Source organism: Nocardioides pacificus (assembly GCF_054775955.1).
The window spans coordinates 959,301-981,816 of the sequence record NZ_BAAHCI010000005.1; the positions used below are offsets into that span (position 1 = coordinate 959,301).

The window sequence follows — 22,516 nt, forward strand, 5'->3', positions numbered from 1 at the left end:
CGAGCATCGCCATAACGCTGACACCGCCCGCCGGCGCCACCCAGACTGACGGCGTCAATAGGTGGGGTCAGCACGTGGAGGTCAGAAGGGTGGGCAGCGATGTCCGATGACAGGTTCGAGACGATCTGCCTGAACGCCGCGACCGTCGTGGTCGCCGCGTTCACGACGTACGTCGTCGCCGGCTGGAGCTCGCTGGACCATCGCGGTCTGCTGGTGCTCGCGCTCGTCGGCGTGTGGGTGGTGCGGCTGGGGGCCTGGCTGCCCGCGCTCGCTGGGTCTGCGCGTTCGACCGGTCAGCACTGAGGGCCCCCGCGGCTCGATGAGCTGCAGCGAGGGCCCTCAGTGCACGGGGCTGTGGTTGCCGTACGGGTCGCCGACGCACATGTCGTAGGGGTGACCCAGGGCCGGATCCACCCAGCCCACGTGCGGCACCTCGATCAGCAGCCGGTGACAGCTGCTGCACTGCGCGTTGGGGAGTCCGTAGGATCCCCGCCTGGAGAAGGCCTTCACCCTCCCAGGATCACGCGGCAGCGAGTTCCGAGCCTGGTTCCGACGCCCGCGCGGGGCTGTCTGTGAGGCACCAGACAGCGGGGGCAGCGCGGCCGGAGATCACCGGTCGGCTGAGACGGACTCAGCTGGGGGACTGGCCCTCGGAGACCTTGCGCTTGAGAGCGGCGGCAGCCTTGAACGCCGGGGCCACGCTCGCGGCGATGTCGATCGTCTCGCCGGTCTGCGGGTTGCGGCCCTGACGAGCGGAGCGCTCGCGCACCTCGAAGGTGCCGAAGCCGGCGATGGTGACGGTCTCGCCCTCGGCGAGCTGCGCGCCGATGGTGTCGAGGACGGCGCCGATGGCGCTGTCGGCCTGGGCGTTGGTGAGCTCGGTGGCCTCGGCCACGGCGTTGCGCAGTTCGGTGCGGTTCATGTGTGTTCTCCCTTGTTCGATAATCGTTCTCATTGTCAATCTAGGTCATCGCTGATCCCGTGTCACGACGGGGCCCGGCTGGTGCCTGAGGACAACGGTAGGTTGGGACAGGTGAGCAACCACGACCTGGATGACGCGCCGCCGGCCCCGGTGGCAGCCAAGTCGACCCGTCAGCGGCGCGCCGTGGTGGCCGAGCTGCAGTCGTCGGATGACTTCCGAAGCGCCCAGGACATCCACGACTCGCTGCGCCAGGCCGGCGACAAGGTCGGGTTGGCCACCGTCTATCGGGCCCTGCAGTCGCTGGTCGACGGCGGCGAGATCGACGTGCTGCGCACGTCCGGCGGCGAGGCCGTCTACCGTCGTTGCAGCCCCACCCATCACCACCACCTCGTGTGCCGCGGCTGCGGCCGCACGGTCGAGGTGGAGGGGCCGGCGGTCGAGCGCTGGGCGACGGCCACGGCTGACGCCCACGGGTTCAGCGACGTGAGCCACACGCTCGAGCTCTTCGGCACCTGCCCGGAGTGCGTCGCCAGTTGACTCCGCCGACCCGCCATCTCGGGCGGCTCAGGCCTTCTCGTCGTCCTCGATCGTGGCCTCGTCGAGGAACTCGGCAGCGATGCGCAGCAGCTGCGCGGCCACCACGGGGTCGACGCCGCCCATCGTGATCTTCAGTGCCAGGTCTGCGGTGGGGTCGAGGTCCCACTCGTCGTCCTGCGGCTGCGGGCCGTCATGGGCCTGGTCGACCAGCTCCAGGACGATGCCGGGCGATGCGCCACCGATCGTGGCCACGTGGTGCATCTCCGGGTCGTTGATCAGCTGGGCTGCGACGCTGAGGGTCGCCTCTTCCTCGGTGCTCATGAGCGTCCTTTCGTCGGTTGCGGCGAGCCTAGCCGCGCCGTACCACCGCTCGGGCACCCACCGTCCCGCCGACGCATGTAACGCGGGGTTATGCCACCTGCCGCAGCGATATTTCGCTGTGGTGGATCGCATAACCCCGCGTTACAAGGGGGCGGCCCGGTGGGTGGCCCCCGCGCTGAGCCTTCCGCATTTCTAGAACTCGTTCTAGTGTGCGCTCATGACTCAGCCCACACCCCTCCGCGTCGTCGTCTGGTCCACCGGGACCGTCGGCCGCCATGCCATCGCCGGCATCGACCGGCACCCCGCCCTCGAGCTGGTGGGAGTGTGGGTCTCCAACCCCGACAAGGACGGCAAGGACGCCGGTCAGCTCGCGGAGCTCGGTCGCGACCTCGGGGTGCTCGCCACCACCGATCGCGACGCACTGCTCGCGCTGAAGCCCGACGCGATCGTGCACACCGCGATGACCGACGACCGGGTCTTCGAGTCGATCGACGACCTGATCGGCCTCGTCGAGGCGGGCGTCAACGTGGTGTCGAGCGGTCCGGTGCTGCTGCAGTACCCCACCGGCATCCTGCGCCCCGAGCTCCTCGAGCGGATCGAGGAGGCAGGCGCGACAGGAGGCGCGAGCCTGCACGTCAACGGCATCGACCCCGGCTTCGCCAACGACGTGCTGCCGCTGTCGCTGACCAGCCTCTCCCAGCGCATCGACGAGGTGCGGGTGATGGAGATCGCCGACTACTCGACCTACTACCAGCCCGTCGTCATGCGCGACATGTTCGGCTTCGGCCAGCCGCTGGACGCCCGTCCGATCATGTGGGAGCCCGGCGTCCTGAGCATGGGCTGGGGCAGCGTCGTGCGCCAGATCGCCGCCGGCCTCGACCTGGTCCTCGACGAGCCGCTGACCGAGGAGGTCGACCGCCGTCCCGCCGAGGTCGACACCCCCACGGTCAGCGTGGACATCGCCGCAGGCACCATGGGCGCGGTCCGCTTCCAGCTGATCGGGAAGGTCGACGGGGTGCCGCGGGTCGTGCTCGAGCACATCACCCGCACCGCTGCCGACCAGGTGCCGGAGTGGCCGACCCCGCCGGAGGGCGACGGCTGCTATCGCGTCGTGGTCACCGGCGAGCCGATGATGCAGCTCGACCTCGTCCACCACGGCGAGCACGGCGACCACAACGTCTCCGGGATGATCGTGACCGCCCAGCGCCTGGTCAACGCGGTCCCGGCCGTCGTGGCGGCCGCCCCCGGCCTGGTCACCGCGCTCGACCTGCCGCTGATCACCGGCCGCGGCCTGGTCGCCACGGCTGCTGACTCGAGCGCGCAGGCATGAGCATCCTCGACCGCTTCACGCTCACCGACCACGTCGCGATCGTCACCGGCGCCGGCCGCGGGATCGGCGCCGCCACCGCCGTCGCCCTGGCCGAGGCGGGTGCCGATGTCGTCATCTCGGCCCGTACGGCGAGCCAGCTCGACGCCGTCGCCGACCGGATCCGTGCCGCCGGCCGCCGCGCGTTCGTCGTCCCCGCCGACCTCAGCGACCTCTCGGCCGTCGCCGGCCTCGCGCAGGCGGCGTACGACGAGTTCGGGCGCCTCGACACGGTCGTCAACAACGTAGGCGGCACGATCCCCAACGCGTTCCTCGACACCGACGAGGACTACCTCGAGGAGTCGTTCCGCTTCAACGTCAGCACCGCGCACGCGCTGTCACGGGCCGCCGTACCGCTGATGCTCACCGAGCGGAGTGAGGGGGGCAGCGACGCGGGCAGCAAGTCGATCGTCACGATCAGCTCGATGATGGGGCGTACGGCGGGCCGCGGCTATCTCGCCTACGGGACGGCGAAGGCGGCGCTGGCCCACTGGACGAGGCTGGCGGCGACCGACCTCGCCCCGCGGGTCCGGGTCAACGGCATCTTCGTCGGCTCGGTGATGACCAGCGCGCTGGAGTTCGTCGCCGGCGTGCCGGAGATGATGGACCAGATGACGTCCGGCACGCCGCTCGGCCGGGTGGGCGAGGCCGAGGACATCGCCGCCGGCGTGCTCTACCTGTCATCGCGGGCGGGGCAGTACGTCACCGGCAAGATGCTCGAGATCGACGGTGGCATCCAGCAGCCCAACCTCGACCTGGGGCTCCCGGACATCGGCACGTTCCCGGCCCCGGCAGGCGATCGGAACTAGAGTCCGAGGCGTGACTGTATCCACCAAGCACGCGATCTCCCCGGACTCCGGCCTGCACTGGACCGAGCCGGGAGCCTGGTCGGTGGCGCCCGGGGTGCACCGGATCCCGCTGCCGCTGCCGATGGACGGGCTGCGCGCCGTCAACGTCTATGCCCTCGAGACCGACCGGGGGCTGACGCTCATCGACGGCGGCTGGGCGATCGACGTCTCGCGCTCGCTGCTGGAGGAGTCGCTGAAGGGGATCGGCTACGCCGTCTCCGACATCACCCGATTCCTGGTCACCCACGTGCACCGCGACCACTACACGCAGGCCGCGACCATCAGCAAGGAGTTCGGCGCCCACGTCAGCCTCGGTCTTGGGGACAAGCCCACGCTCGACCTGATCCACGACCCCGGCGACCTCGACGAGAACCCGCACCTGCAGATGCTCCGCGACGCCGGCGCACTCGACCTGGTCGAGCAGTGGCAGGCCTTCGACAAGGCCGGCCCGGACCTCGACCTGTGGGGCTATCCGGACGCCTGGCTCGAGGGCGACCACCCGATCGACGTCGGCTCGCGCACCCTGCAGGCGGTCTCCACCCCCGGCCACACCCAGGGTCACTTCGTCTTCGCCGACCACACCGCCGAGCTGCTCTTCGCCGGCGACCACGTGCTGCCCACGATCACCCCGTCGATCGGCTTCGAGCCCGTGCTCGCGGCCCAGCCGCTCGGCGACTTCCTCGGCTCGCTGGCCAAGGTCCGCGGGCTGCCCGACGCCCGGCTGCTGCCCGCCCACGGCCCGGTCGCGGACTCCGTGCACTCGCGTGTCGACGAGCTCGTCGTCCACCACGACGAGCGCCTCGCGCTGTGCCGCGCGGGCGTCGCCGCCGGTGGGAGCACGGCGTGGCAGGTCGCCGGCGAGCTCCCGTGGACGCGCCACGAGCACCGCTTCGACACCCTCGACGTCTTCAACGGCGCGCTGGCGACCCTGGAGACCAAGGCCCACCTCGAGCTGCTCGTGGCCCGCGGCGAGCTGAGCCGCACCGACTCCGACGGCGGCTTCGTCTATGCGCCGGTGCCCGCCTGAGGCGTCGCCCGCGGCGTGACCTGAGGGGGCCGCGCCATCGGGAGGTGGGGGATGCCGTCCTCGACGAACTCCGGCCCGTCCACGACGAACCCGTGCGTGGCATACCAGCCCGCAAGCGGGCTCTGCGCGTCGAGCCGCGCCGCCCGCTCACCGACCACGTCCAGGGCGGCGGCGACCAGCTGGTCGGCCAGCCCTCGCCCCCGCGCGTCGCGGCGCAGCAGCACCCGGCCGATCCGCAGGTGCGCGCCGTCGTCGAGCACGCGCAGGTAGCCCACGAGCCCGTCGTCCTCGAGGAGCACGTGCCGGGTCGTCGGCTCGAGGTCGCGTCCGTCGAGGTCTGGGTAGGCGCACTCCTGCTCGACGACGAAGACGTCCTGGCGCAGCCGCCACACGTCGTACGCCGTGCGCGCGTCGAGGTCGTCGAATCCGACCACCCGGACGCTCATCCGCGAGCCCCGAGCGGCGCCTGCAGGAACGCCTTGGTGATCCGCCAGGCCGTCGCGGCCTCGGGGATCGGCAGGATCGCGAAGACGTGGATCAGCCCGGGACGCTCCAGGTAGGTCAGGTCCCACGTCGACGCGGCGGCGCGGTCGGCGAGGAGCCGGCAGCCGGGCGCGAGCGTGTCGCGGGTGCCGCAGAGGACGAGTGCCGGCGGCAGGCCGTCGAGGTCGGCCAGGCCTGGGCTCACCTCCGGGCGACCGAGGTCCTCGGGGGAGCCGGCCCACCAACCGGCGTAGGCGTTCATCTTGCTGAGGAACAGCCACGTGTCGCGTGCGCTGAACGCCGCGGTGTCGGGGGCGCTCGCCGTCAGGTCGACCCAGGGGGAGATCAGCAGCAGCCGGTCGGCCTGGCGGGACCCGGTGGCGCGGGAGCGGTCGCGCAGGGAGAGAGCCACGGCCAGCGCGAGGCCCCCGCCCGCGGAGTCGCCGGCGATGATCAGCTCCTCGCCGCCGCTCAGCAGCCGCTGGGCCAGCGCCACCAGTGCCTCGTGGGAGTCGCGCCAGGTGTGCTCCGGGGCGAGTGGGTAGTCGGGCAGCACGACGCGGGCGTCGAGCTCGCTCGCCAGCCGCGCGGCATAGCGCGTGTGCTGGGGGTCCATGGGAGAGACGTAGCCGCCGCCGTGCAGGTAGAGCACGGTGCGCGACGGGCGTGAGCCCCTCCGGGAGATCGAGTACGACGCGAAGGTGGGGCCCTCGGCCTGGCTGTTGCGAGGAGAGAGCTGCTCGACGACCACCACGAACCTGCGGCCGAAGAACGGGATCAACGCCGTCGGGAGGGAGTGGTCCCTCCCCGCGTGCCGCCGCTCCAGATGCGCCCGCTCGCCCTCCAGGCTCTCGAGCTCGCCGGAGCCGCGCAGCCGTGGGATGAGCCAGGCGAGCAGCTCGTGACGCAGGCTCGGACGGTCGGCACGGGGCGCCAGGTGTTCGGGCATGGGGCCAATGTAAGGGTGCCGGCGCGACCGCGAGTCGCTATGGTCTCGACGTCGGTGGTCTCGACGTCGGTTGCTGCGCAACCTGCTCGACCGACGGCTGCGCAACCTGCTCGACCAACGAGAATCGATGACCGGCGCCGACGCTCAGGGGGAGCCACATGCCAGCCACGCCCATCCGCCACCGGCAGGGGCGGGCCCGCATGGCCGTCTCCGCGCTGCTCGCGCTCGTCCTGGCGGCGGGCCTGACCGTGCTGACCTGGAGCGCAGGATCGACTCTGGCGCACGCGGCGGACGAGGTCACCGGCATCGACGTCGCCGGGCACCAGCACCCGCAGGACGCCGCCATCGACTGGGCGCAGGTGAAGGGGGCCGGCCACTCGTTCGTGTTCGTCAAGGCGACCGAGGGTGCAGGGTGGGTGAGCCCCCATTTCGCCAGCGACTTCGCCGGCGCCGCGACGGCCGGTCTGTACCGCGGGGCGTACCACGTGGCACGACTGGACAACACCACGAGCAACGGCGCCGCTCAGGCAGAGCACTACGTGGCGAAGGTCGGGAAGCTGCGCCAGACAGGGGACTTGCCGCCCGTGCTGGACTTTGAGACCCAGTACGCCGGCGATCTCACTCCAGCGCAGCGAGTGGCCTGGACCCGGGAGTGGTTGACGACCGTCGAGCGTCTCACCGGCAGGGTGCCGATCATCTATACCTCTCCATCTTTCTGGGAAGAGAAGATGAACGGCTACGACGGCTTTGGTCGCTATCCACTCTGGCTCGCGCACTACACGGACGGCACTCCCCGCGTGCCAGGCAGTTGGACCGGCTGGACCTTCTGGCAGCACACCGACGAGGGCTCCGTCCCAGGCATCGCGCACGCTGTGGATCTCAATCGGTTCGCCGGCTCCTTCGAGGCGCTCACTACCTTGGCCACCCCGCCGCCCGTGGTCGTCTCGACCGCCCTCACCCTCGGCGCCGACAAGTCCCGGATCCGACGCGGCAAGCCGGTCCGTCTGAAGGGCCGCCTCACCGGCGACGGTCGAGCGCTCCCGGGCCGCACGGTGCAGGTGCTCCAGCGGCCGGCCGGCACCAAGCGCTGGAGCGTCGTACGCCGGGTGCGGACGGTCTCCGGGGGGCGCCTCGCGGTCGCCCTCCGCCCACGCCGCACCACGGCGTACCGGGTCTCGTTCACGGCCACCGAGAGCCACGCGGCCAGCACTTCGAGGGCGGTCCGGATCCGCGTGCGCCGATAGTCGTCAGATGTTGCCGGGCAGCGTCAGCACCTTGAACGTCGGGTCCCGCGTCGGCTCGACCGGCCCCACGACCAGCTCCCGGGTGCCGTCCAGGCCGAGCCGCAGCATCTCCCACCCGTGCGGCCCCGAGATGACGACCAGCACGTGGGTGTCGTCCTCCCAGGCCTGCTGGGCGATGAAGCCGCCGCGGATCGTGTACGTCGCGCGCACGTCGCCGCTCTCGGCGTCGAGCACGCTCAGCGAGTTGAGCCCGAGGCCGTCCCGGTAGGCGTGGGTGCCCAGGAGGAGGTCTCCGGCGGGGGAGAAGCGCAGCAGCGAGTGCTCGCACGTCTCCCATCGCGAGACGCCGTCCACGAAGACGCCGCTGCAGGACCCGGTGTCGCTGGACGACAGCTGGACGGCAACCGGTCCGTCGGGGTGGACGTCGGTTAGCCGAAGCGACCCAGGGACGAGGCCGTCCACCGTGCCGTCCGGGCCGGCGGCCTGCGGGGGCAGCCCACTGCCGTTGTTGACGTAGACGCGGCAGGTCGTGTCGTCCGCGCCGCACGAACCGTCGCTGGTCACGGCCGCCACGGTGACCGGTCCGCCCTGGTTGCCCCACGTGTGGGTCCCGTCCTCCCACAGCGTCTCCAGCACGCCCTGCGGGGTGGCCCAGGCGACGACGTCGCCGTCCGCGTCGAGCGCGAAGTTGGCCTCGACGGGCGAGTGGCCGATCCCTCGGCCGTCGGCGTCGAGGATGACGAGCATCCGGTCGCCCTGGTCGTCGTACGTCGCGATGATCCGGTCGCCGAGCAGGGTGAACTGGTCGTAGGTGTGCGGCAGCGGTGTCGTCGTGCCGTCGGGGCGGACCAGCCGGGTGCGCTCGAGGTAGGGCACCTTCGGGGGCGCACCCGGCGTCACGTCATCGAGCAGGTCGAACACGGGCGGTGCGCTGGGCGAGGTGGGGGCAGGGGGCGTCGTGTCCGTGGTCGGTGTGGGCTCCGCGCTCGTCGCCGGAGCATCCGCGGCGCCGGGCTCCGGCTCGTCGGCGTCGTTGCCGGTGAGCAGCACCGTCAGCAGGGCGATCGCGGCGACCGTCAGGGACACCAGCAGGGCCACGGCCCAGTGGGCTCTACGTCCGCCGCCGCTTCCCGTGCCGCCGCTGCCCGTGCCGCCGCTCCCCGTGCTGCCGTCCGTCCGATCCTTCCGCGTCCTGTCCATGACCGCCTCCGCGCGCGGCCGGAGCCGACCCCCGGCCGACGAGCCCAGTGTCGACCCACGCGCGGCCGGCGGCCAGAGGCCAACGGCCCCCCCGAAATGCACTGACGCGGGGACCCGCCCTCTCGGACGGATCCCCGCGTCAGCCGAAGCGCGTCAGCGACCTGGGGGGGAAGGTCGGACGGCTCAGCTCAGCGGCACCACGTCGGGGGCACCGAGACGTGCGGCGTCGGCGGTCTCGTCGTCGGGCATCTCCTGGCTCTCCCGCTCGGCGGCGACCCGCTTGCGGTAGTGCTCGATCTCGATCTCCATCTGCTCGTCGCTCCAGCCCAGGACCGGCCCGACCAGCAGGGCGACCTCCTCGACGGCACCGAGGCCCCGGTCGAAGGACTCCGTGGAGAGCCGGATCCGGCGGGTCAGGACGTCGTCGAGGTGCCGAGCGCCCTCGTGGCTGGCGGCGTAGACCGCCTCCGCGCGGATGTAGTCGTCGCCGCCCTCGAGCGGCTCGCCCAGCGAGGGGTCCTCCTTCACCATCGCGAGGATCTCGTGGATCAGCGAGCCGTAGCGGTTCAGCAGGTGCTCGATGCGGCCCTCGGACAGTCCGGACTCGCCGGCGAGGACACTGCGGGCGTTGAGCAGCGCGTAGTAGCCCTCCGCGCCGAGCAGCGGCACGTTCTCGGTGACCGACTTGGCCACCTTGCGGTCGAAGTGCTTCGACAGCCCGAAGACGGCCTCGTCGACGGCGTCCTGCGCCATGATCCGGTACGTCGTGTACTTGCCGCCGGCGATCACCACGAGACCGGGGGCGGGGTGTCCGACGGCGTGCTCGCGCGACAGCTTGGAGGTCGCCTCGGACTCGCCCTCGAGGAGCGGACGCAGACCGGCATAGACGCCTTCGACGTCGTCGCGCGTCAGCGGGATGTCCAAGAACGAGTTGAGGTGCCCGAGCAGGTAGTCGATGTCGGCCTCGCTCGCCGCCGGGTGGGCCTTGTCGAGGGACCAGTCGGTGTCGGTGGTGCCGACGATCCAGTGGCGGCCCCACGGGATCACGAAGAGCACGGACTTCTCGGTGCGCATGATGAAGCCGACCTCGGAGCGGATCCGGTCCTTCGGGACCACGAGGTGGATGCCCTTGCTGGCCCGGACGTGGAACTGACCGCGCTGGCCGCCGAGGTTCTGCGTCTCATCGGTCCACACGCCGGTCGCGTTGATGACCTGCTTGGCGCGGATGGTGATGGTCGTGTCGCTCTCGAGGTCACGCACCACTGCACCCACAACCCGCTCGCCGTCGCGGACCAGGTCCACGACGCGGGCCCGCGAGGCCACCATCGCGCCGTACGCGGCGGCGGTGCGGGAGATGAACATGGTGTGACGCGCGTCGTCGACCTGGGCGTCGGAGTACTTCAGCGCCCCGATGAGGGCGTCCTTGCGCAGGGCGGGCGCCAGCTTGCGGGCGCCGCGTCGGGTCAGGTGGCGGTGCAGCGGCACCCCGGCCCGGCCCGAGACGCGGCTGAGCGTGTCGTAGAGCGCCACGCCGGAGCCGATGTAGAGACGCTCCCAGCCCCGGTGCTGCAGGGGGTAAAGGAACTCCACGGGCCGCACCAGGTGCGGGGCCAGCTCCTGCAGGAGCAGGCCCCGCTCCTTCAACGCCTCGGCGACCAGTCGGAAGTCGAGCATCTCGAGGTAGCGCAGCCCGCCGTGGATGAGCCGGCTGGACCGGCTCGACGTGCCGGACGCGAAGTCACGGGCCTCGACGAGTCCCACCTTGAGCCCTCGGGTGACGGCGTCGAGAGCACAGCCGGCTCCGACGACTCCGCCGCCGATGACGAGGACGTCGAGCTCCTCCTCGGCCATGCGGTTGAGGGACTCCTGACGGAACTGTGGTGAGAGTGCGGTGGACCTCATGCTGCGTTACCTCTTCCTGATGTGGTGCGTTGAACCGGTCCCCATGTCCGGCCAATAGGGGTGCAGGTGCTGCGTGGCTGCTAGTCCACGTCCACCCAGTCGAGCGTGCGCTGGACGGCCTTGTGCCACTGGGCGTAGCCGGACTCGCGCTGCTCCTCGCTCCACTCGGGCGACCACCTGCGCGCCTCGTTCCAGTTCTCGCGGAGCTCGTCGGTGTTCTTCCAGAAGCCCACCGCGAGGCCGGCGGCGTACGCCGCGCCCAGGGCCGTGGTCTCGGCCACGACGGGCCGGCTGACCTCGACGCCGAGGATGTCGGCCTGGATCTGCATGCACAGCTCGTTGGCGGTCACGCCGCCGTCGACCTTGAGCACCTCGAGCTTGACGCCCGAGTCCTTCTCCATCGCCTCCGCCACGTCGCGGCTCTGGTAGCAGATCGACTCCAGGGTGGCCCGCGCCAGGTGCGCGTTGGTGTTGAAGCGCGAGAGCCCGACGATCGCGCCGCGGGCGTCCGAGCGCCAGTACGGCGCGAAGAGGCCGGAGAAGGCCGGCACGAAGTAGACCCCGCCGTTGTCCTCGACCTGCCGGGCCAGCGACTCGCTCTGCGCGGCACCGCTGATGATGCCCAGCTGGTCGCGCAGCCACTGCACGGCCGAGCCGGTCACGGCGATCGAGCCCTCGAGCGCATAGACGGGAGCGTCCTCGCCGAACTTGTAGCAGACCGTGGTCAGCAGCCCGGCCTTCGACCGGACCAGCTCGGTGCCGGTGTTGAGGAGCATGAAGTTGCCGGTGCCGTAGGTGTTCTTGGCCTCGCCGGGAGCGAAGCAGACCTGACCGACCGTCGCCGCCTGCTGGTCGCCGAGGATGCCGGTGATCGGCACCTCGCCACGCATCGGGCCGTTCTTGCGGGTCACGCCGTAGCCGCCGGGCTCACTCGAGGAGCGGATCTCGGGCAGCATCGCGCGCGGGATGTCGAAGAGCGCCAGCAGCTCGTCGTCCCACTGCAGCGTCTCGAGGTCCATCAGCATCGTGCGGCTGGCGTTGGTCGGCTCGGTGACGTGCACGCCGCCGTCGGTGCCGCCGGTGAGGTTCCACACCAGCCAGCAGTCGGTGTTGCCGAACAGCGCGTCGCCGGCCTCGGCCGCCTCGCGGACCCCCTCGACGTTCTCGAGGATCCACTGGATCTTGCCGCCGGAGAAGTACGTCGCGGGCGGCAGGCCGGCGCGCTTGCGGATCAGGTCGCCGTGACCGTCACGCTCGAGCTTGCTGGCGATCCGGTCGGTGCGGGTGTCCTGCCACACGATCGCGTTGTAGTAGGGGCGACCCGTCTTCTTGTTCCACACGACGGTGGTCTCGCGCTGGTTGGTGATGCCCAGGGCGACGAGGTCCTCGGGGTTCAGCCCCGCCTTGCCCATGCCGGTCTGGATCACCGAGCTGGTGCGCTCCCAGATCTCCACCGGGTCGTGCTCGACCCAGCCGGCCTTCGGCATGATCTGGTCGTGCTCCAGCTGGTGGCGGGCCACCTCGTTGCCGGAGTGGTCGAAGATCATGAAGCGGGTGCTGGTCGTGCCTTGGTCAACGGATCCGACGTACTCGGCCATGACGTTCTCCTTTTAGCTGATGAACGGGGATGGATGCTCGATGGGTGTTGATCAGGCGTTCGGCACAGCCTCGCCGACGATCTCCTCCTCGATGCCCTCCTCCTCCTCGAGGGGAGTCAGGTGGTTGCCGATGAGCAGCTTGAACAGCCCACCGCCGACGAGCCCACCGAGGAGCGGGGCCACGATCGGCAGCCAGAAGTAGAGGTCTCCGTTTTGATCGTTCAGGGCCCCGCCGTAGCCGGTGATCAGGCTGGCCAGACGCGGGCCGAGGTCACGTGCCGGGTTGATCGCATAGCCGGCGTTCGCGCCCCAGGCCATCCCGATGGCGACGACGAGCAGGCCGACGACGACCGGGCCGATGTTGGCCATGGGCGGGTTGTTCCAGGCGTGGCTCAGCGCGAAGATCACGAACACCAGGATCGCGGTGCCGACCACCTGGTCGAAGAACGCGGTGGGGATGGAGACGATGTCGTTGCCGTTGCCGGGCAGCGTCGAGAAGATGCCCTGGGTCTTGATGGTGTGGCCAGGGTCGACCGAGGCGATCAGGTCGGCGTAGCCCACCCGGACGATCAGCGCCGCGACGAACGCGCCGGCGGTCTGCGCGAGGGAGTAGGGGAGCACCTTGCGCCACGAGAACCCCTGGAACGCGGCGAGCGCGAGGGTGACGGCCGGGTTGAGGTGGGCCCCGGAGATCCGTGCCGAGACGTAGACGCCGAGGGTGACGCCCAGGCCCCATGCCCAGGCTATGGAGTCGTGGTCGCCGAGACCGCCACCCTCTGCGGTGACGACCTGCGCGACGACGCCCACTCCGAAGAGGATGAGGATCATCGTGCCGGCGAACTCGGCGCATAGCTCGCCGATGAGTGGGTTCTTCTGCTTCATCTGGTGCTCCCTCTGATTGGTCCGGGGCCTGCCCACTCACAGTCGGGCTGTCAAGGACTGCGGTCAACGACGCCCGGTCGACAATGGCGAACGTTCTCTCGCCGGACGGTCAGGTGCCCTACAGTCGATCGGGTGTCAGGCCCCATCCAGTCGATCGAGCGTGCCGCAGCGGTGCTGCAGCTGCTCGGAGCGGCGCACACGCCGCTCGCGCTCTCCGAGCTGACCGACGCCCTGGGGCTCCCCAAGCCGACGGTGCACGGCATCGTCCGCACGCTGTGCGACGTGGGCTTCGTCGACCAGGACACCCGGACCGGCCGCTACCGACTCGGGGCCGGCCTGGCCCGGCTGGGTCAGGGGGCGATCGACGCCAACGAGCTGCGGTCCAGGTCGATGAACTGGGCCGACACGCTGGCTGCCCGCACCGGCCTGGAGGTCCAGATCGCGATGCCCGTGGAGGGCACGGCCGAGATCGTGCACCACGTGTTCCGGCCCGACGACAGCCATCAGCGGCTGCGCGTCGGGGAGCGGCATCCGCTGCACGCCACGGCGCTGGGACACGTGCTGCTGGCCTGCGTCGCGTCCGCTCCGGCGCTCCGTTCGCTCACCCTGACCCGCTACACCTCCTCCACCGTGACCGAGCACGACCAGCTCGCGGAGCGCGTCTCCCGGGTGCGTCTGCACGGGTCCGCGACGGAGAACGGCGAGCACCGCCCCGGCGTCGCCGCGTTCGCCGCACCGATCCGGCACCGCGCCGGGCTGGGCGTCGCAGCGCTCGCGGTGGTCGGGCCCGCCGAGCGGGTCCTCGACTCCTCCGGTCGCCCGCTGCGCCGGGTGCTGGAGCAGACGACCGAGGCCGCAGCCGCCATCATCGCCCGACTCGAGGAGACCCACTGAGCACCCGGGTGGTGGCCGCCATCGACCAGGGCACCACCTCGACGCGCTGCCTGCTGTTCGACCACTCGGGACGGATGGTGTCGGTCGCCCAGCACGAGCACCACCAGCACTACCCCGAGCCGGGCTGGGTCGAGCAGGACGCCGCCGAGATCTGGCGCAGCACCCAGCGGGTGGTGCCCGAGGCGCTGAGGCTCGCGGGCCTCGCCGCCTCCGACGTGGCGGCGATCGGCATCACCAACCAGCGGGAGACCACTGTCGTGTGGGACCGGCACACCGGTCGTCCGGCGGGCCGTGCCATCACCTGGCAGGACACCCGGGCGGCGGACCTGGCGGCCGACCTGGCCCGCGACGACGCCGACGGCCTCTTCCAGCAGGTCTCCGGCCTGAGTCCGACCGGCTACTTCGCCGCGCCGCGACTGCGGTGGATGCTGGACCGCGTGCGCGGCCTGCAGGAGCGGGCGCGGACCGGTGACGTGCTCTTCGGGACGATGGAGAGCTGGCTGATCTGGAACCTCACGGGCGGCCCCGACGGGGGTGTGCACGTCACCGACGTGACCAACGCGAGCCGCACGATGCTGATGGACATCCGCACCCTCGAGTGGGACCAGCGGCTGCTGGACAAGCTCGACATCCCCCTCGAGATGATGCCCGAGATCCGGCCCAACGCCCAGGTCTACGGCACCTGCCGTGGCGTGGCCGACGGCGTCCCCATCGGGGGCGCGCTCGGGGACCAGCAGGCGGCGCTCTTCGGTCAGGCCTGCTTCGACGAGGGCGAGGCCAAGTGCACCTACGGCACCGGCGCCTTCGCGCTGCTGAACACCGGTTCCACGATCGTGGAGTCCACCCACGGTCTGCTGCCCACGGTGGCCTACTCCCTGGAGGGGGAGGCCCCCGTCTATGCGACCGAGGGGTCCATCGCGATGACCGGGTCCCTGGTCCAGTGGTTCCGCGACGGGCTGGAGATGATCAAGACCGCTCCCGAGATCGAGACCGTCGCCCGCAGGGTCGAGGACAACGGCGGCTGCTACATCGTGCCGGCGTTCTCCGGCCTCTACGCACCCCGCTGGCAGCCCGACGCCCGCGGCGTGATCGTCGGCCTCACGTCGTACGTCACCAAGGGGCACCTGGCCCGCGCGGTCCTGGAGGCCACGGCCTGGCAGACCCGCGAGGTCGTCGAGGCGATGAACGCCGACTCCGGCATCGAGCTGCGTCGGCTCAAGGTCGACGGCGGCATGACCGCCAACCACCTGCTCATGCAGATCATCGCCGACGTGCTCGACGTGCCGGTCGAGCGGCCGCTGGTCTCGGAGTCGGTGTCGCTGGGGGCGGCGTACGCCGCTGGGCTGGCCGTCGGCTACTGGAGCGACCTGCAGGGCCTGCGCCGCAACTGGCGCCGCGCCGCGCTGTGGGAGCCGAGCATGGACGCGGACCGTCGAAGCAGCGAGTGGGAGAACTGGGAGCGGGCGGTCGCCAAGAGCTTCGACTGGGTGCAGCACCCCTGAGATCGGACCTGTCACAGATCGGGGGCGGGCGGTGTCTCACGTGCAGGACCGGCCCACCCGGGGCCGGGTGAGTCCCAGGAGCACCCGATGACCAGCAGCTTCCGCATCCCGCCGGCGCCCCTCTCCGGCCCCTTCGGCCGGATCGTCAGTGCCTACTCCCGCCGCACGTGGGGCAAGGTGCTCGACAACGTCCTGGTGCTGTGGCACCACCGCCCGGCGCTGCGCGCGGTGATGGCGCTGGAGTCCAAGGTGGCCCGGCTCGATCGGCTGGACCCGCAGCTGAAGTCCTACGCGGTGATGGCGTCGGCGGCTGCCATCGGCTGCTCGTGGTGCCTGGACTTCGGCTACTACCTCGCGCACGACGAGGGACTCGACGAGGCGAAGGTCCGCGAGGTGCCCCGCTGGCGCGAGTCGCAGGTCTTCACCGAGCTCGAGCGCGACGTGATGGCCTACGCCGAGGCGATGACGCTGACCCCGCCCACGGTCACCGACGAGATGGTCGCCACGCTGCGGGAGCGGCTCGGCACGGAGGCGGTCGTCGAGCTGACGCTGATGGTGGCGGTCGAGAACCAGCGCTCGCGCTTCAACGCCGCGATGGGCCTGAGCAGCCAGGGCTTCTCCGACGTCTGCGATCTGCCGCTCGTGCCCGCGGACGCGGGGCACGCGTGATGATGGCGGGTGTGAGCCCGACAGACGAGTTCGTCAGCCACCGCAACCTGCTCTTCACCGTCGCCTACGAGATGCTCGGCTCGGCCGCCGACGCCGAGGACGTGCTGCAGGAGACCTGGCTGCGCTGGGCCGCGGTGGATCGGGATGGGGTCGACCGGGCCGAGGTCCGTGAGCCGCGCGCCTATTTGGTGCGGATCGCCACGCGGCTCGCGCTCAACCGGCTGCGCACCCTGCAGCGTCGCCGGGAGGCCTACGTCGGGCCGTGGCTGCCCGAGCCCCTGCTGACCGCGCCCGACGTCGCCGACGACGTCGAGCTCGCCGACAGCGTCTCGACGGCGATGCTGCTCGTGCTGGAGACGCTGGGGCCGGTGGAGCGGGCCGTGTTCGTGCTGCGCGAGGTCTTCGCCCTGGGGTACGACGAGATCGCGGCCGCCGTGGACCGGTCTCCGGCCGCGGTGCGTCAGATCGCGCACCGGGCGCGCTCGCACGTGGAGTCCCGGCGTCCGCGCGAGCGGGTGGACCCGACCCGACGCGACGCTGTGGTCGCGCGCTTCCTGACGGCGGCGTCGACCGGGGACATCCAGGGGCTGATGGACGTGCTGGCTCCCGAGGTCGTGCTGCTCAGCGACGGGGGCGGGCTGGTCAGCGCGGCGTTGCGCCCGATCACGGGCCGCGACAAGGTGCTGCGCTTCCTGGCCGGGATCGCCGCCAGCGGCCTCGCGGGCGAGGACGTCGTGGTCGACGTGTGTCTCTCCAACGGCGCCCCGGCGCTGCGGGTCGTGGAGCAGGGCCGGGTGACCTTGGTGGCCTCGATGCTCGTCGAGGGCGAGCTGGTGACCGGTCTCTACCTCGTGCGCAATCCGGAGAAGCTGGCCGGGGTGGACCGCGAGGTGGCACTGGAGCGTTAGCCGGCGTGCCGGGGCGTAGGCTGGGCAGTCGATGACAGGGGAGCACGCTCACGCGTGCTGAGAGTGCGGAACAGCCGCAGACCCTCCGAACCTGCTCCGGTTAACACCGGCGAAGGGAGTCCGATGAGCAGCATCCGCGCGCGCCGACGACCGGCCACGGGCCTCACCACCAGCCTCACCAGGAGTCTCATGACTGGGGGTGCGCTGCTCCTCTCCGGCAGCCTGCTCGCCGGGTGCTCGTTGACCGGCGGTGACGACGACACTGAGGCGTCCGTGGGCGCGGGCAGCGGCGGCGGCGAGGTCGTGCTGGTCACCCACGGCGACTTCGCGATGTCCGACGCCCTCGTCGCGCGGTTCGAGGAGGAGACCGGGCACACACTGACCGTGCGTGCCACCGGGGGCGGCGGCACGCTCACCAACAAGCTGGTCCTCACCAAGGACTCGCCGACCGGCGACGCGGCCTTCGGCGTCGACAACACGTTCGCCTCGCGGGCGCTCGAAGAGGGGGTCTTCTCCCCGCTGGACGTCGAGCTGCCCGCCGGGTCGGAGCAGTACGCGCTGCCCGGCGATCCGGCGCTGGCCCCGATCGACGTCAGCCACGTCTGCGTCAACGTCGACACCACGTGGTTCGCCGAGCGCGAGCTCGATCCGCCGGCGACCCTCGACGACCTCACCGACCCGGCCTACCGCGACCTGTTCGTGGTGCCCGGTGCCGCGACGAGCACCCCGGGCATGGCGTTCCTGCTCAGCACGGTCGCGGAGTACGGCGAGCAGTGGCCCGACTACTGGGCCGACCTGATGGACAACGGCGCCAAGCTCACCTCGGACTGGTCGGACGCCTACTACGTCGACTTCACCCAGGGCGGCGAGAGCGGCAAGCGCCCGATCGTGGTGTCCTACGACTCCTCGCCGGCCTTCACGGTCGCGGAGGAGGGCGGGGCGTCCACGACGGCCGCGCTGCTCGACACCTGCTTCCGCCAGGTGGAGTACGCCGGCGTGCTCGCGGGCGCGAAGAACCCCGAGGGCGCGGCGGAGCTCGTCGAGTTCCTGCTCTCCGAGGACGTGCAGGCGGCGCTGCCGGAGAGCATGTACGTCTTCCCCGTCCGCGACGACGTCGAGCTGCCGGCCGCCTGGGCCGAGCACGCCGTGCAGCCCGAGGACCCCGCGGGCGTGGACCCGGCCGAGATAGCCGCCAACCGCGACGACTGGCTCGAGACCTGGACCGAGGTCACCACCCGCTGACCGGCACCGCGATGAGGAGGGTGGTCGGCCTGGTCGCGCTGGCGACCGGCCCGGTGCTGGTGCTGGTCGTCTTCTTCGTGCTGCCCGTCTCCGGCATGGTCGCCCGTGGCTTCTGGCCCGACGGGTCCTTCGACCCGGGCGGGGTGGCCGCGGTGCTGGGGCGCCCGCGGGTGCTGCGCGTGCTGGCGTTCACGCTCTGGTCGTCGGCGGCGGGCACCGTGCTCGCGGTGCTGCTCGGCCTGCCCGCGGCCTACCTGCTGCACCGGCGTGAGTTCCCGGGTCGCAAGGTGCTGCGCGCCGCGCTGCTCGTGCCGTTCGTGCTGCCCACCGTGGTCGTCGGGGTCGCCTTCCGGCAACTGCTGAGCGAGGGAGGCACGTTGGGCTTCCTGGGGCTGGACGGGACCCCGGTGGCGATCGTCGCGGCGCTGGTCTTCTTCAACCTCAGCGTCGTCGTGCGCACGGTCGGCGGGGCCTGGGAGTCACTCGATCCCCGCCCCGGCGAGGCGGCGGCACTGCTGGGGGCGTCGCCCGCCCAGGTCCTGCGCACGGTCACGCTGCCGGCGCTGCGGCCGGCGATCGTGTCGGCGGCGAGCGTGGTTTTCCTCTTCTGCGCCACGTCCTTCGGGGTGGTGCTGACCCTCGGCGGACTGCGCTACGCCACGGTCGAGACCGAGATCTACCTGCTGACCACGAACCTGCTGGATCTGCAGGGGGCGGCCGCACTCTCGGTCGTCCAGCTCGCGGTGGTGGCGGGTCTGCTGCTGCTCACCCAGCGTCTGCGGGCGACCCCGGATCCCACGGTCCAGCGAGTCCAGGCGAGACTCCGGCGGCTGAGCCGTGCCGACCTCCCGCTCGTGCTGGCCACCGCGCTCCCGGTCGTGCTGGTCGCGCTCCCCCTGGCCACGATGGTCGGCGGCTCGCTGCGGGTCGGCGACGGCTGGGGCCTCGCCCACTATCGCGCCCTGAACGCCGAGCCGGGGAGCGTCGGCGCGGAGTCGCTCGTCGTACCGGTCACCGAGGCGCTGGCCAACTCGGTGCGCACGGCGGTCGACGCGACCTGGATGGCGTTGCTGCTCGGGCTGGCCGTCGCGGTGATCGTGACACGCCGCTCGCACTCCACGGCGGAGCGGCGGCTGCGCGGTGTGCTCGACGGGTTCTTCATGCTGCCGTTGGGGGTCTCGGCGGTGACGCTGGGCTTCGGCTTCCTGATCACGCTGGACCGGCCGCCGCTCGACCTGCGTGACACCGCGCTGCTGGTGCCGATCGCCCAGGCTCTGGTGGCGTTGCCCCTCGTCGTCCGCATCCTCGCCCCGGTGCTCGCCGGCGTCGACGACCGTCAGCGCCAGGCCGCCGCCACGCTCGGCGCCTCCCCGTGGCGAGCGATGCTCACCGTCGACCTGCCGGTGGTGTGGAAGCCGCTGCTGGCCGCGGCCGGCTTCGCGTTCGCGGTCTCGCTGGGGGAGTTCGGGGCGACCTCGTTCCTGGCTCGCGAGGACCATCCGACGGTGCCCATCGTGATCTTCCGGCTGATCGGGCGTCCCGGGGAGGCCAACCACGAGATGGCGCTGGCCGCCGCCGTCGTGCTGGCGGCGGTCACCACCGCGGTGATGCTGGCCGTCGAGCGGCTGCGGGTGCCCTCGGTGGGAGCATTCTGAGATGTTGAGCCTCCAGCACGTGAGCGTCCGCTACGACGACCTCCTGGCCGTCGAGGACGTCTCGCTCGCGCTGCCCGACGGCGAGGTGCTCGCCGTGCTCGGGCCGTCGGGGTGTGGCAAGTCGACCCTGCTGCGCGCCATCGCGGGGCTGGAGCCGGTCAGCGCGGGATCGGTCGCCTTCGACGGCGAGGACCTGGCCGGCACCCCGCCGCACCGCCGTGGCTTCGCGCTGATGTTCCAGGACGGTCAGCTCTTCGGACACCTGAGCGTCGCGGGCAACGTCGGCTACCCGCTGCGACTGCGCCGGACGGCCAAGCCGCGGATCCGGGCGCGGGTCGACGAGCTGCTCGAGCTGGTCGGGCTCGCGGGGTACGGCGAGCGGCTGCCGCGCACGCTCTCGGGTGGGGAGCGCCAGCGGGTGGCGCTGGCGCGGGCGCTGGCCGTCGAGCCCCGGCTGCTGCTGCTCGACGAGCCACTCTCCGCCCTCGACGCCGAGCTGCGCCGCCGCCTGGCCGGTGAGCTGCGCGAGATCCTGCACACGGCCGGCACCACGGCCCTGATGGTCACCCACGACCAGGACGAGGCCTGGGCTGTCGCCGACCGGATCGCGGTGATGCGTGGTGGACGGCTGGTGCAGGAGGGCCCGGTCGCCGATGTGTGGGCCGGTCCGGCGGACGCGGAGACGGCGCTGTTCCTGGGATACGCCCGGGTGCTGGACGGGGCGGCGGCTGCGTGCGTGCTGGAGCTGGCGGGGGCTGGAGCCGGGGCCGGAGTCGGGGCTGGATTCGGGGCGCACCCGCGGGTCGCCGTACGCCGCTCGGCGTTCGTCGTCGACGAGTCGGGTCCGTTGGAGGGGACGGTGGTCTCGCTGCATGCCACCCCCGAGCAGGCCCGACTCATGGTCGACGCAGCGGGGATCGGGGTGGTCGATGCCGTCGCTGCGACCGGCGCCCGGGGAGTGGCGGCACCGGTGCCGGGTGCGTCCGTTCGGCTGCGCCTGGACCCTGCCCGGGTGGCCGTCATCGACGGACTCGGCTGACCCGAAATGGCGTTGGCGGCCCGCATCCCTAGAATGACGCCCGTGTATCGACGGGCGTACGTGCTGCTGATCGGGGTCACGGTGATGATGGCGGTCCTCGCCCTCATCGCCGCGGCGAGTCTCGACCGGAGAGTCGTCGACCCCGAAGGGTTCCTCGGCCCCGCCTGGGCGCGCGGGCCGCTGCTGGTCGGAGCGGCGTTCCTGGCCGACGTCCTGCCGCGGATGCTGTGGGGCTCGCGGATGCACCCGAAGAAAATGCTGCCCATCGCCCGGGCCCGGGTGAAGGAGCACTGGACCCGTGAGCGGCTCACGCTGGTGGTGCTCGGGATCATCTGCTTCTACGGGACCTACGTCTGCTACCGCAACCTCAAGTCGTTCCTGCCCGACGTGCTCGGCCTCGACTACAAGTTCGACCGCGAGCTGCACCTGATCGACCAGGCGCTGTTCTTCGGCCACGAGCCCGCGGTCGTGCTGCACAGCCTGATCGGCTTCGACTGGGTCAGCCACGTGCTGTCGGTGATCTACCTGGTCTTCCTGCCGCTGGTCCCGATCATGGTGACCATCTGGGTGGTGTGGTCGCGCAACATCTCGTTCGGCTACTGGTTCTGCACCGCTCAGGTGCTCGCCTGGACGTTGGGCACCGCTTCCTACTACGCGCTGCCCACCCTCGGCCCCGGCTTCCGCTACCCCTGGCTCTACCAGGACCTCGCCTACACGGGCACGACGTCGTTGATGGACTCCCTGTTCTACGGACGAGCCGGCGTGCTGCATCGAGATCTCCAGGGGGCCGTGCAGTCGGTCGCGGGCTTCGCGAGCCTGCACGTCGCCATCACCCTGCTCGTCGCGCTGATGGCGCAGTACACGATGCGCAACCGCATCGTGCACTGGGTGCTGTGGATCAACTTCGGTCTGACCGTGATCGCCACCCTCTACTTCGGCTGGCACTACGTCGCCGACGACATCGCCGGCATCGCCATCGCGCTCATCTCCTTCTACATCGGCGGCATCGCGACCGGGCAGAAATTCGATCGCAAGGGCCTGGCGGCCCATCCCACGACGGACTCCTCGGCCGTGCCGGTCGAGCTGCCGGCCGACACCGCGCGCTGACCGGCTCCACCCTGCTCACCCGGGCCCCACTCACACCTGTGAGTGGGGCCCGGGGGCGTTGCGCACAGTTCCGTCACGAATAACATCGATGTAGTTCGTCAAGGCGACACGCCGATGCGGGACAGAAATTCTGGCGAAAATGTTTCCCTTGTGACGAATGAGCACTAGCGTGCCTGTTGTGCCTCGGGCGATGGGGAAGTCGCCCGAGGCACGACCGCGGT

23 protein-coding genes and 1 riboswitch are annotated in these 22,516 nt (G+C 71.3%); of the genes, 14 read left to right on the forward strand and 9 right to left on the reverse strand.

Translation table 11 applies throughout. From position 1 onward, the window contains the following. Positions 1-99 precede the first annotated feature (99 nt). Positions 100-303: a hypothetical protein gene (locus tag ACYU7L_RS07170; protein ID WP_460794651.1), complete on the forward strand. Its 204-nt coding sequence runs from the start codon at positions 100-102 to the stop codon at positions 301-303. Positions 304-339: 36 nt separating this feature from the next. Here the strand turns inward: ACYU7L_RS07170 and ACYU7L_RS07175 are convergent, their stop codons facing one another. Both ACYU7L_RS07175 and ACYU7L_RS07180 read right to left on the reverse strand, forming a co-directional pair. After that, positions 340-510 carry a hypothetical protein gene (locus ACYU7L_RS07175; RefSeq protein ID WP_460794652.1) on the reverse strand — a complete coding sequence of 57 codons (171 nt, stop codon included), beginning with the start codon at positions 508-510 and terminating at the stop codon, positions 340-342. Between the two features lie 121 nt (positions 511-631). Continuing rightward, the gene (locus ACYU7L_RS07180) at positions 632-922 is read right to left on the reverse strand and encodes an HU family DNA-binding protein (protein WP_460794653.1); all 291 of its coding nucleotides are present in this window, start codon (positions 920-922) and stop codon (positions 632-634) included. A gap of 111 nt (positions 923-1,033) precedes the next feature. On the opposite strand from ACYU7L_RS07180, the gene ACYU7L_RS07185 reads away from it, so the two are divergent. Then, entirely contained in the window at positions 1,034-1,459 is a 426-nt protein-coding gene (locus ACYU7L_RS07185) for a Fur family transcriptional regulator (protein ID WP_460794654.1), read from the forward strand. A 27-nt stretch (positions 1,460-1,486) separates the two neighbouring features. Here the strand turns inward: ACYU7L_RS07185 and ACYU7L_RS07190 are convergent, their stop codons facing one another. After that, positions 1,487-1,780, reverse strand: coding sequence for a hypothetical protein (locus ACYU7L_RS07190; RefSeq protein WP_460794655.1), 294 nt, complete (start codon positions 1,778-1,780; stop codon positions 1,487-1,489). Between the two features lie 217 nt (positions 1,781-1,997). Here ACYU7L_RS07190 and ACYU7L_RS07195 point away from each other — a divergent pair, with 217 nt between their 5' ends. Genes ACYU7L_RS07195 through ACYU7L_RS07205 form a run of 3 tightly spaced genes read left to right on the forward strand, consistent with a single transcriptional unit; the run spans position 1,998 to position 5,021 of the window. Further along, a complete protein-coding gene (locus ACYU7L_RS07195; RefSeq protein WP_460794656.1) occupies positions 1,998-3,110 on the forward strand; it encodes an NAD(P)H-dependent amine dehydrogenase family protein in 1,113 nt (370 codons plus the stop codon). Further along, positions 3,107-3,955, forward strand: coding sequence for an SDR family oxidoreductase (locus ACYU7L_RS07200; RefSeq protein ID WP_460794657.1), 849 nt, complete (start codon positions 3,107-3,109; stop codon positions 3,953-3,955). The genes ACYU7L_RS07195 and ACYU7L_RS07200 overlap by 4 nt, the downstream gene beginning before the upstream one ends. Before the next feature lie 10 nt (positions 3,956-3,965). Next, positions 3,966-5,021, forward strand: coding sequence for an MBL fold metallo-hydrolase (locus ACYU7L_RS07205; protein WP_460794658.1), 1,056 nt, complete (start codon positions 3,966-3,968; stop codon positions 5,019-5,021). On the opposite strand, the gene ACYU7L_RS07210 is transcribed toward ACYU7L_RS07205, so the two are convergent. Together ACYU7L_RS07210 and ACYU7L_RS07215 are read right to left on the reverse strand one after the other, a co-directional pair. Next, positions 5,000-5,467 (reverse strand): GNAT family N-acetyltransferase, encoded by a 468-nt coding sequence (locus tag ACYU7L_RS07210; protein WP_460794659.1) that lies wholly within the window; start codon positions 5,465-5,467, stop codon positions 5,000-5,002. The genes ACYU7L_RS07205 and ACYU7L_RS07210 overlap by 22 nt on opposite strands. Beyond that, positions 5,464-6,453: an alpha/beta hydrolase gene (locus tag ACYU7L_RS07215; RefSeq protein WP_460794660.1), complete on the reverse strand. Its 990-nt coding sequence runs from the start codon at positions 6,451-6,453 to the stop codon at positions 5,464-5,466. The genes ACYU7L_RS07210 and ACYU7L_RS07215 overlap by 4 nt, the downstream gene beginning before the upstream one ends. Before the next feature lie 158 nt (positions 6,454-6,611). Here ACYU7L_RS07215 and ACYU7L_RS07220 point away from each other — a divergent pair, with 158 nt between their 5' ends. After that, positions 6,612-7,697, forward strand: coding sequence for a glycoside hydrolase family 25 protein (locus ACYU7L_RS07220; RefSeq protein WP_460794661.1), 1,086 nt, complete (start codon positions 6,612-6,614; stop codon positions 7,695-7,697). Between the two features lie 3 nt (positions 7,698-7,700). On the opposite strand, the gene ACYU7L_RS07225 is transcribed toward ACYU7L_RS07220, so the two are convergent. The 4 genes from ACYU7L_RS07225 to ACYU7L_RS07240 form a co-directional block, all read right to left on the reverse strand. Continuing rightward, entirely contained in the window at positions 7,701-8,897 is a 1,197-nt protein-coding gene (locus ACYU7L_RS07225) for a hypothetical protein (protein ID WP_460794662.1), read from the reverse strand. 183 nt (positions 8,898-9,080) lie between these two features. Beyond that, positions 9,081-10,799 carry a glycerol-3-phosphate dehydrogenase/oxidase gene (locus ACYU7L_RS07230; RefSeq protein ID WP_460794663.1) on the reverse strand — a complete coding sequence of 573 codons (1,719 nt, stop codon included), beginning with the start codon at positions 10,797-10,799 and terminating at the stop codon, positions 9,081-9,083. An 80-nt stretch (positions 10,800-10,879) separates the two neighbouring features. After that, on the reverse strand, positions 10,880-12,397 hold the full coding sequence (gene glpK, locus ACYU7L_RS07235; protein ID WP_460794664.1) for a glycerol kinase GlpK: 1,518 nt from the start codon (positions 12,395-12,397) through the stop codon (positions 10,880-10,882). A 51-nt stretch (positions 12,398-12,448) separates the two neighbouring features. Beyond that, positions 12,449-13,279, reverse strand: coding sequence for an MIP/aquaporin family protein (locus ACYU7L_RS07240; RefSeq protein ID WP_460794665.1), 831 nt, complete (start codon positions 13,277-13,279; stop codon positions 12,449-12,451). Positions 13,280-13,411: 132 nt separating this feature from the next. On the opposite strand from ACYU7L_RS07240, the gene ACYU7L_RS07245 reads away from it, so the two are divergent. The 8 genes from ACYU7L_RS07245 (at position 13,412) to ACYU7L_RS07280 (ending at position 22,295) form a co-directional block, all read left to right on the forward strand. After that, positions 13,412-14,173 carry an IclR family transcriptional regulator gene (locus ACYU7L_RS07245; RefSeq protein WP_460794666.1) on the forward strand — a complete coding sequence of 254 codons (762 nt, stop codon included), beginning with the start codon at positions 13,412-13,414 and terminating at the stop codon, positions 14,171-14,173. 11 nt (positions 14,174-14,184) lie between these two features. Continuing rightward, positions 14,185-15,675, forward strand: coding sequence for a glycerol kinase GlpK (gene glpK / locus ACYU7L_RS07250; protein WP_460794667.1), 1,491 nt, complete (start codon positions 14,185-14,187; stop codon positions 15,673-15,675). 87 nt (positions 15,676-15,762) lie between these two features. Then, positions 15,763-16,344, forward strand: coding sequence for a carboxymuconolactone decarboxylase family protein (locus ACYU7L_RS07255; protein ID WP_460794668.1), 582 nt, complete (start codon positions 15,763-15,765; stop codon positions 16,342-16,344). A gap of 2 nt (positions 16,345-16,346) precedes the next feature. Next, positions 16,347-17,252, forward strand: a complete 906-nt coding sequence (locus tag ACYU7L_RS07260; RefSeq protein WP_460796605.1) for an RNA polymerase sigma-70 factor — start codon at positions 16,347-16,349, stop codon at positions 17,250-17,252. Positions 17,253-17,278: 26 nt separating this feature from the next. Continuing rightward, positions 17,279-17,387, forward strand: a riboswitch (TPP riboswitch). A 54-nt stretch (positions 17,388-17,441) separates the two neighbouring features. Beyond that, positions 17,442-18,494: a thiamine ABC transporter substrate-binding protein gene (locus ACYU7L_RS07265; protein ID WP_460794669.1), complete on the forward strand. Its 1,053-nt coding sequence runs from the start codon at positions 17,442-17,444 to the stop codon at positions 18,492-18,494. 11 nt (positions 18,495-18,505) lie between these two features. Continuing rightward, the gene (locus tag ACYU7L_RS07270; protein WP_460794670.1) at positions 18,506-20,149 is read left to right on the forward strand and encodes an ABC transporter permease; all 1,644 of its coding nucleotides are present in this window, start codon (positions 18,506-18,508) and stop codon (positions 20,147-20,149) included. A gap of 1 nt (position 20,150) precedes the next feature. Next, positions 20,151-21,188, forward strand: a complete 1,038-nt coding sequence (locus tag ACYU7L_RS07275) for an ABC transporter ATP-binding protein (RefSeq protein ID WP_460794671.1) — start codon at positions 20,151-20,153, stop codon at positions 21,186-21,188. A gap of 33 nt (positions 21,189-21,221) precedes the next feature. Beyond that, positions 21,222-22,295 carry a phosphatase PAP2 family protein gene (locus ACYU7L_RS07280; protein ID WP_460794672.1) on the forward strand — a complete coding sequence of 358 codons (1,074 nt, stop codon included), beginning with the start codon at positions 21,222-21,224 and terminating at the stop codon, positions 22,293-22,295. Positions 22,296-22,516 lie beyond the last annotated feature (221 nt).

Bases quoted from the DNA above. Each gene is read 5' to 3' on its own strand.
- ACYU7L_RS07270 (WP_460794670.1), top strand. From the start codon at position 18,506: ATGAGGAGGGTGGTCGGCCTGGTCGCGCTGGCGACCGGCCCGGTGCTG.
- ACYU7L_RS07220 (WP_460794661.1), top strand. From the start codon at position 6,612: ATGCCAGCCACGCCCATCCGCCACCGGCAGGGGCGGGCCCGCATGGCC.
- ACYU7L_RS07215 (WP_460794660.1), bottom strand. From the start codon at position 6,453: ATGCCCGAACACCTGGCGCCCCGTGCCGACCGTCCGAGCCTGCGTCAC.
- ACYU7L_RS07260 (WP_460796605.1), top strand. From the start codon at position 16,347: ATGGCGGGTGTGAGCCCGACAGACGAGTTCGTCAGCCACCGCAACCTG.
- ACYU7L_RS07170 (WP_460794651.1), top strand. From the start codon at position 100: ATGTCCGATGACAGGTTCGAGACGATCTGCCTGAACGCCGCGACCGTC.
- glpK (WP_460794664.1), bottom strand. From the start codon at position 12,397: ATGGCCGAGTACGTCGGATCCGTTGACCAAGGCACGACCAGCACCCGC.
- ACYU7L_RS07210 (WP_460794659.1), bottom strand. From the start codon at position 5,467: ATGAGCGTCCGGGTGGTCGGATTCGACGACCTCGACGCGCGCACGGCG.
- ACYU7L_RS07255 (WP_460794668.1), top strand. From the start codon at position 15,763: ATGACCAGCAGCTTCCGCATCCCGCCGGCGCCCCTCTCCGGCCCCTTC.
- ACYU7L_RS07180 (WP_460794653.1), bottom strand. From the start codon at position 922: ATGAACCGCACCGAACTGCGCAACGCCGTGGCCGAGGCCACCGAGCTC.
- ACYU7L_RS07275 (WP_460794671.1), top strand. From the start codon at position 20,151: ATGTTGAGCCTCCAGCACGTGAGCGTCCGCTACGACGACCTCCTGGCC.
- ACYU7L_RS07200 (WP_460794657.1), top strand. From the start codon at position 3,107: ATGAGCATCCTCGACCGCTTCACGCTCACCGACCACGTCGCGATCGTC.
- ACYU7L_RS07280 (WP_460794672.1), top strand. From the start codon at position 21,222: ATGACGCCCGTGTATCGACGGGCGTACGTGCTGCTGATCGGGGTCACG.
- ACYU7L_RS07195 (WP_460794656.1), top strand. From the start codon at position 1,998: ATGACTCAGCCCACACCCCTCCGCGTCGTCGTCTGGTCCACCGGGACC.
- ACYU7L_RS07240 (WP_460794665.1), bottom strand. From the start codon at position 13,279: ATGAAGCAGAAGAACCCACTCATCGGCGAGCTATGCGCCGAGTTCGCC.
- ACYU7L_RS07230 (WP_460794663.1), bottom strand. From the start codon at position 10,799: ATGAGGTCCACCGCACTCTCACCACAGTTCCGTCAGGAGTCCCTCAAC.
- ACYU7L_RS07225 (WP_460794662.1), bottom strand. From the start codon at position 8,897: ATGGACAGGACGCGGAAGGATCGGACGGACGGCAGCACGGGGAGCGGC.
- ACYU7L_RS07190 (WP_460794655.1), bottom strand. From the start codon at position 1,780: ATGAGCACCGAGGAAGAGGCGACCCTCAGCGTCGCAGCCCAGCTGATC.
- ACYU7L_RS07265 (WP_460794669.1), top strand. From the start codon at position 17,442: ATGACTGGGGGTGCGCTGCTCCTCTCCGGCAGCCTGCTCGCCGGGTGC.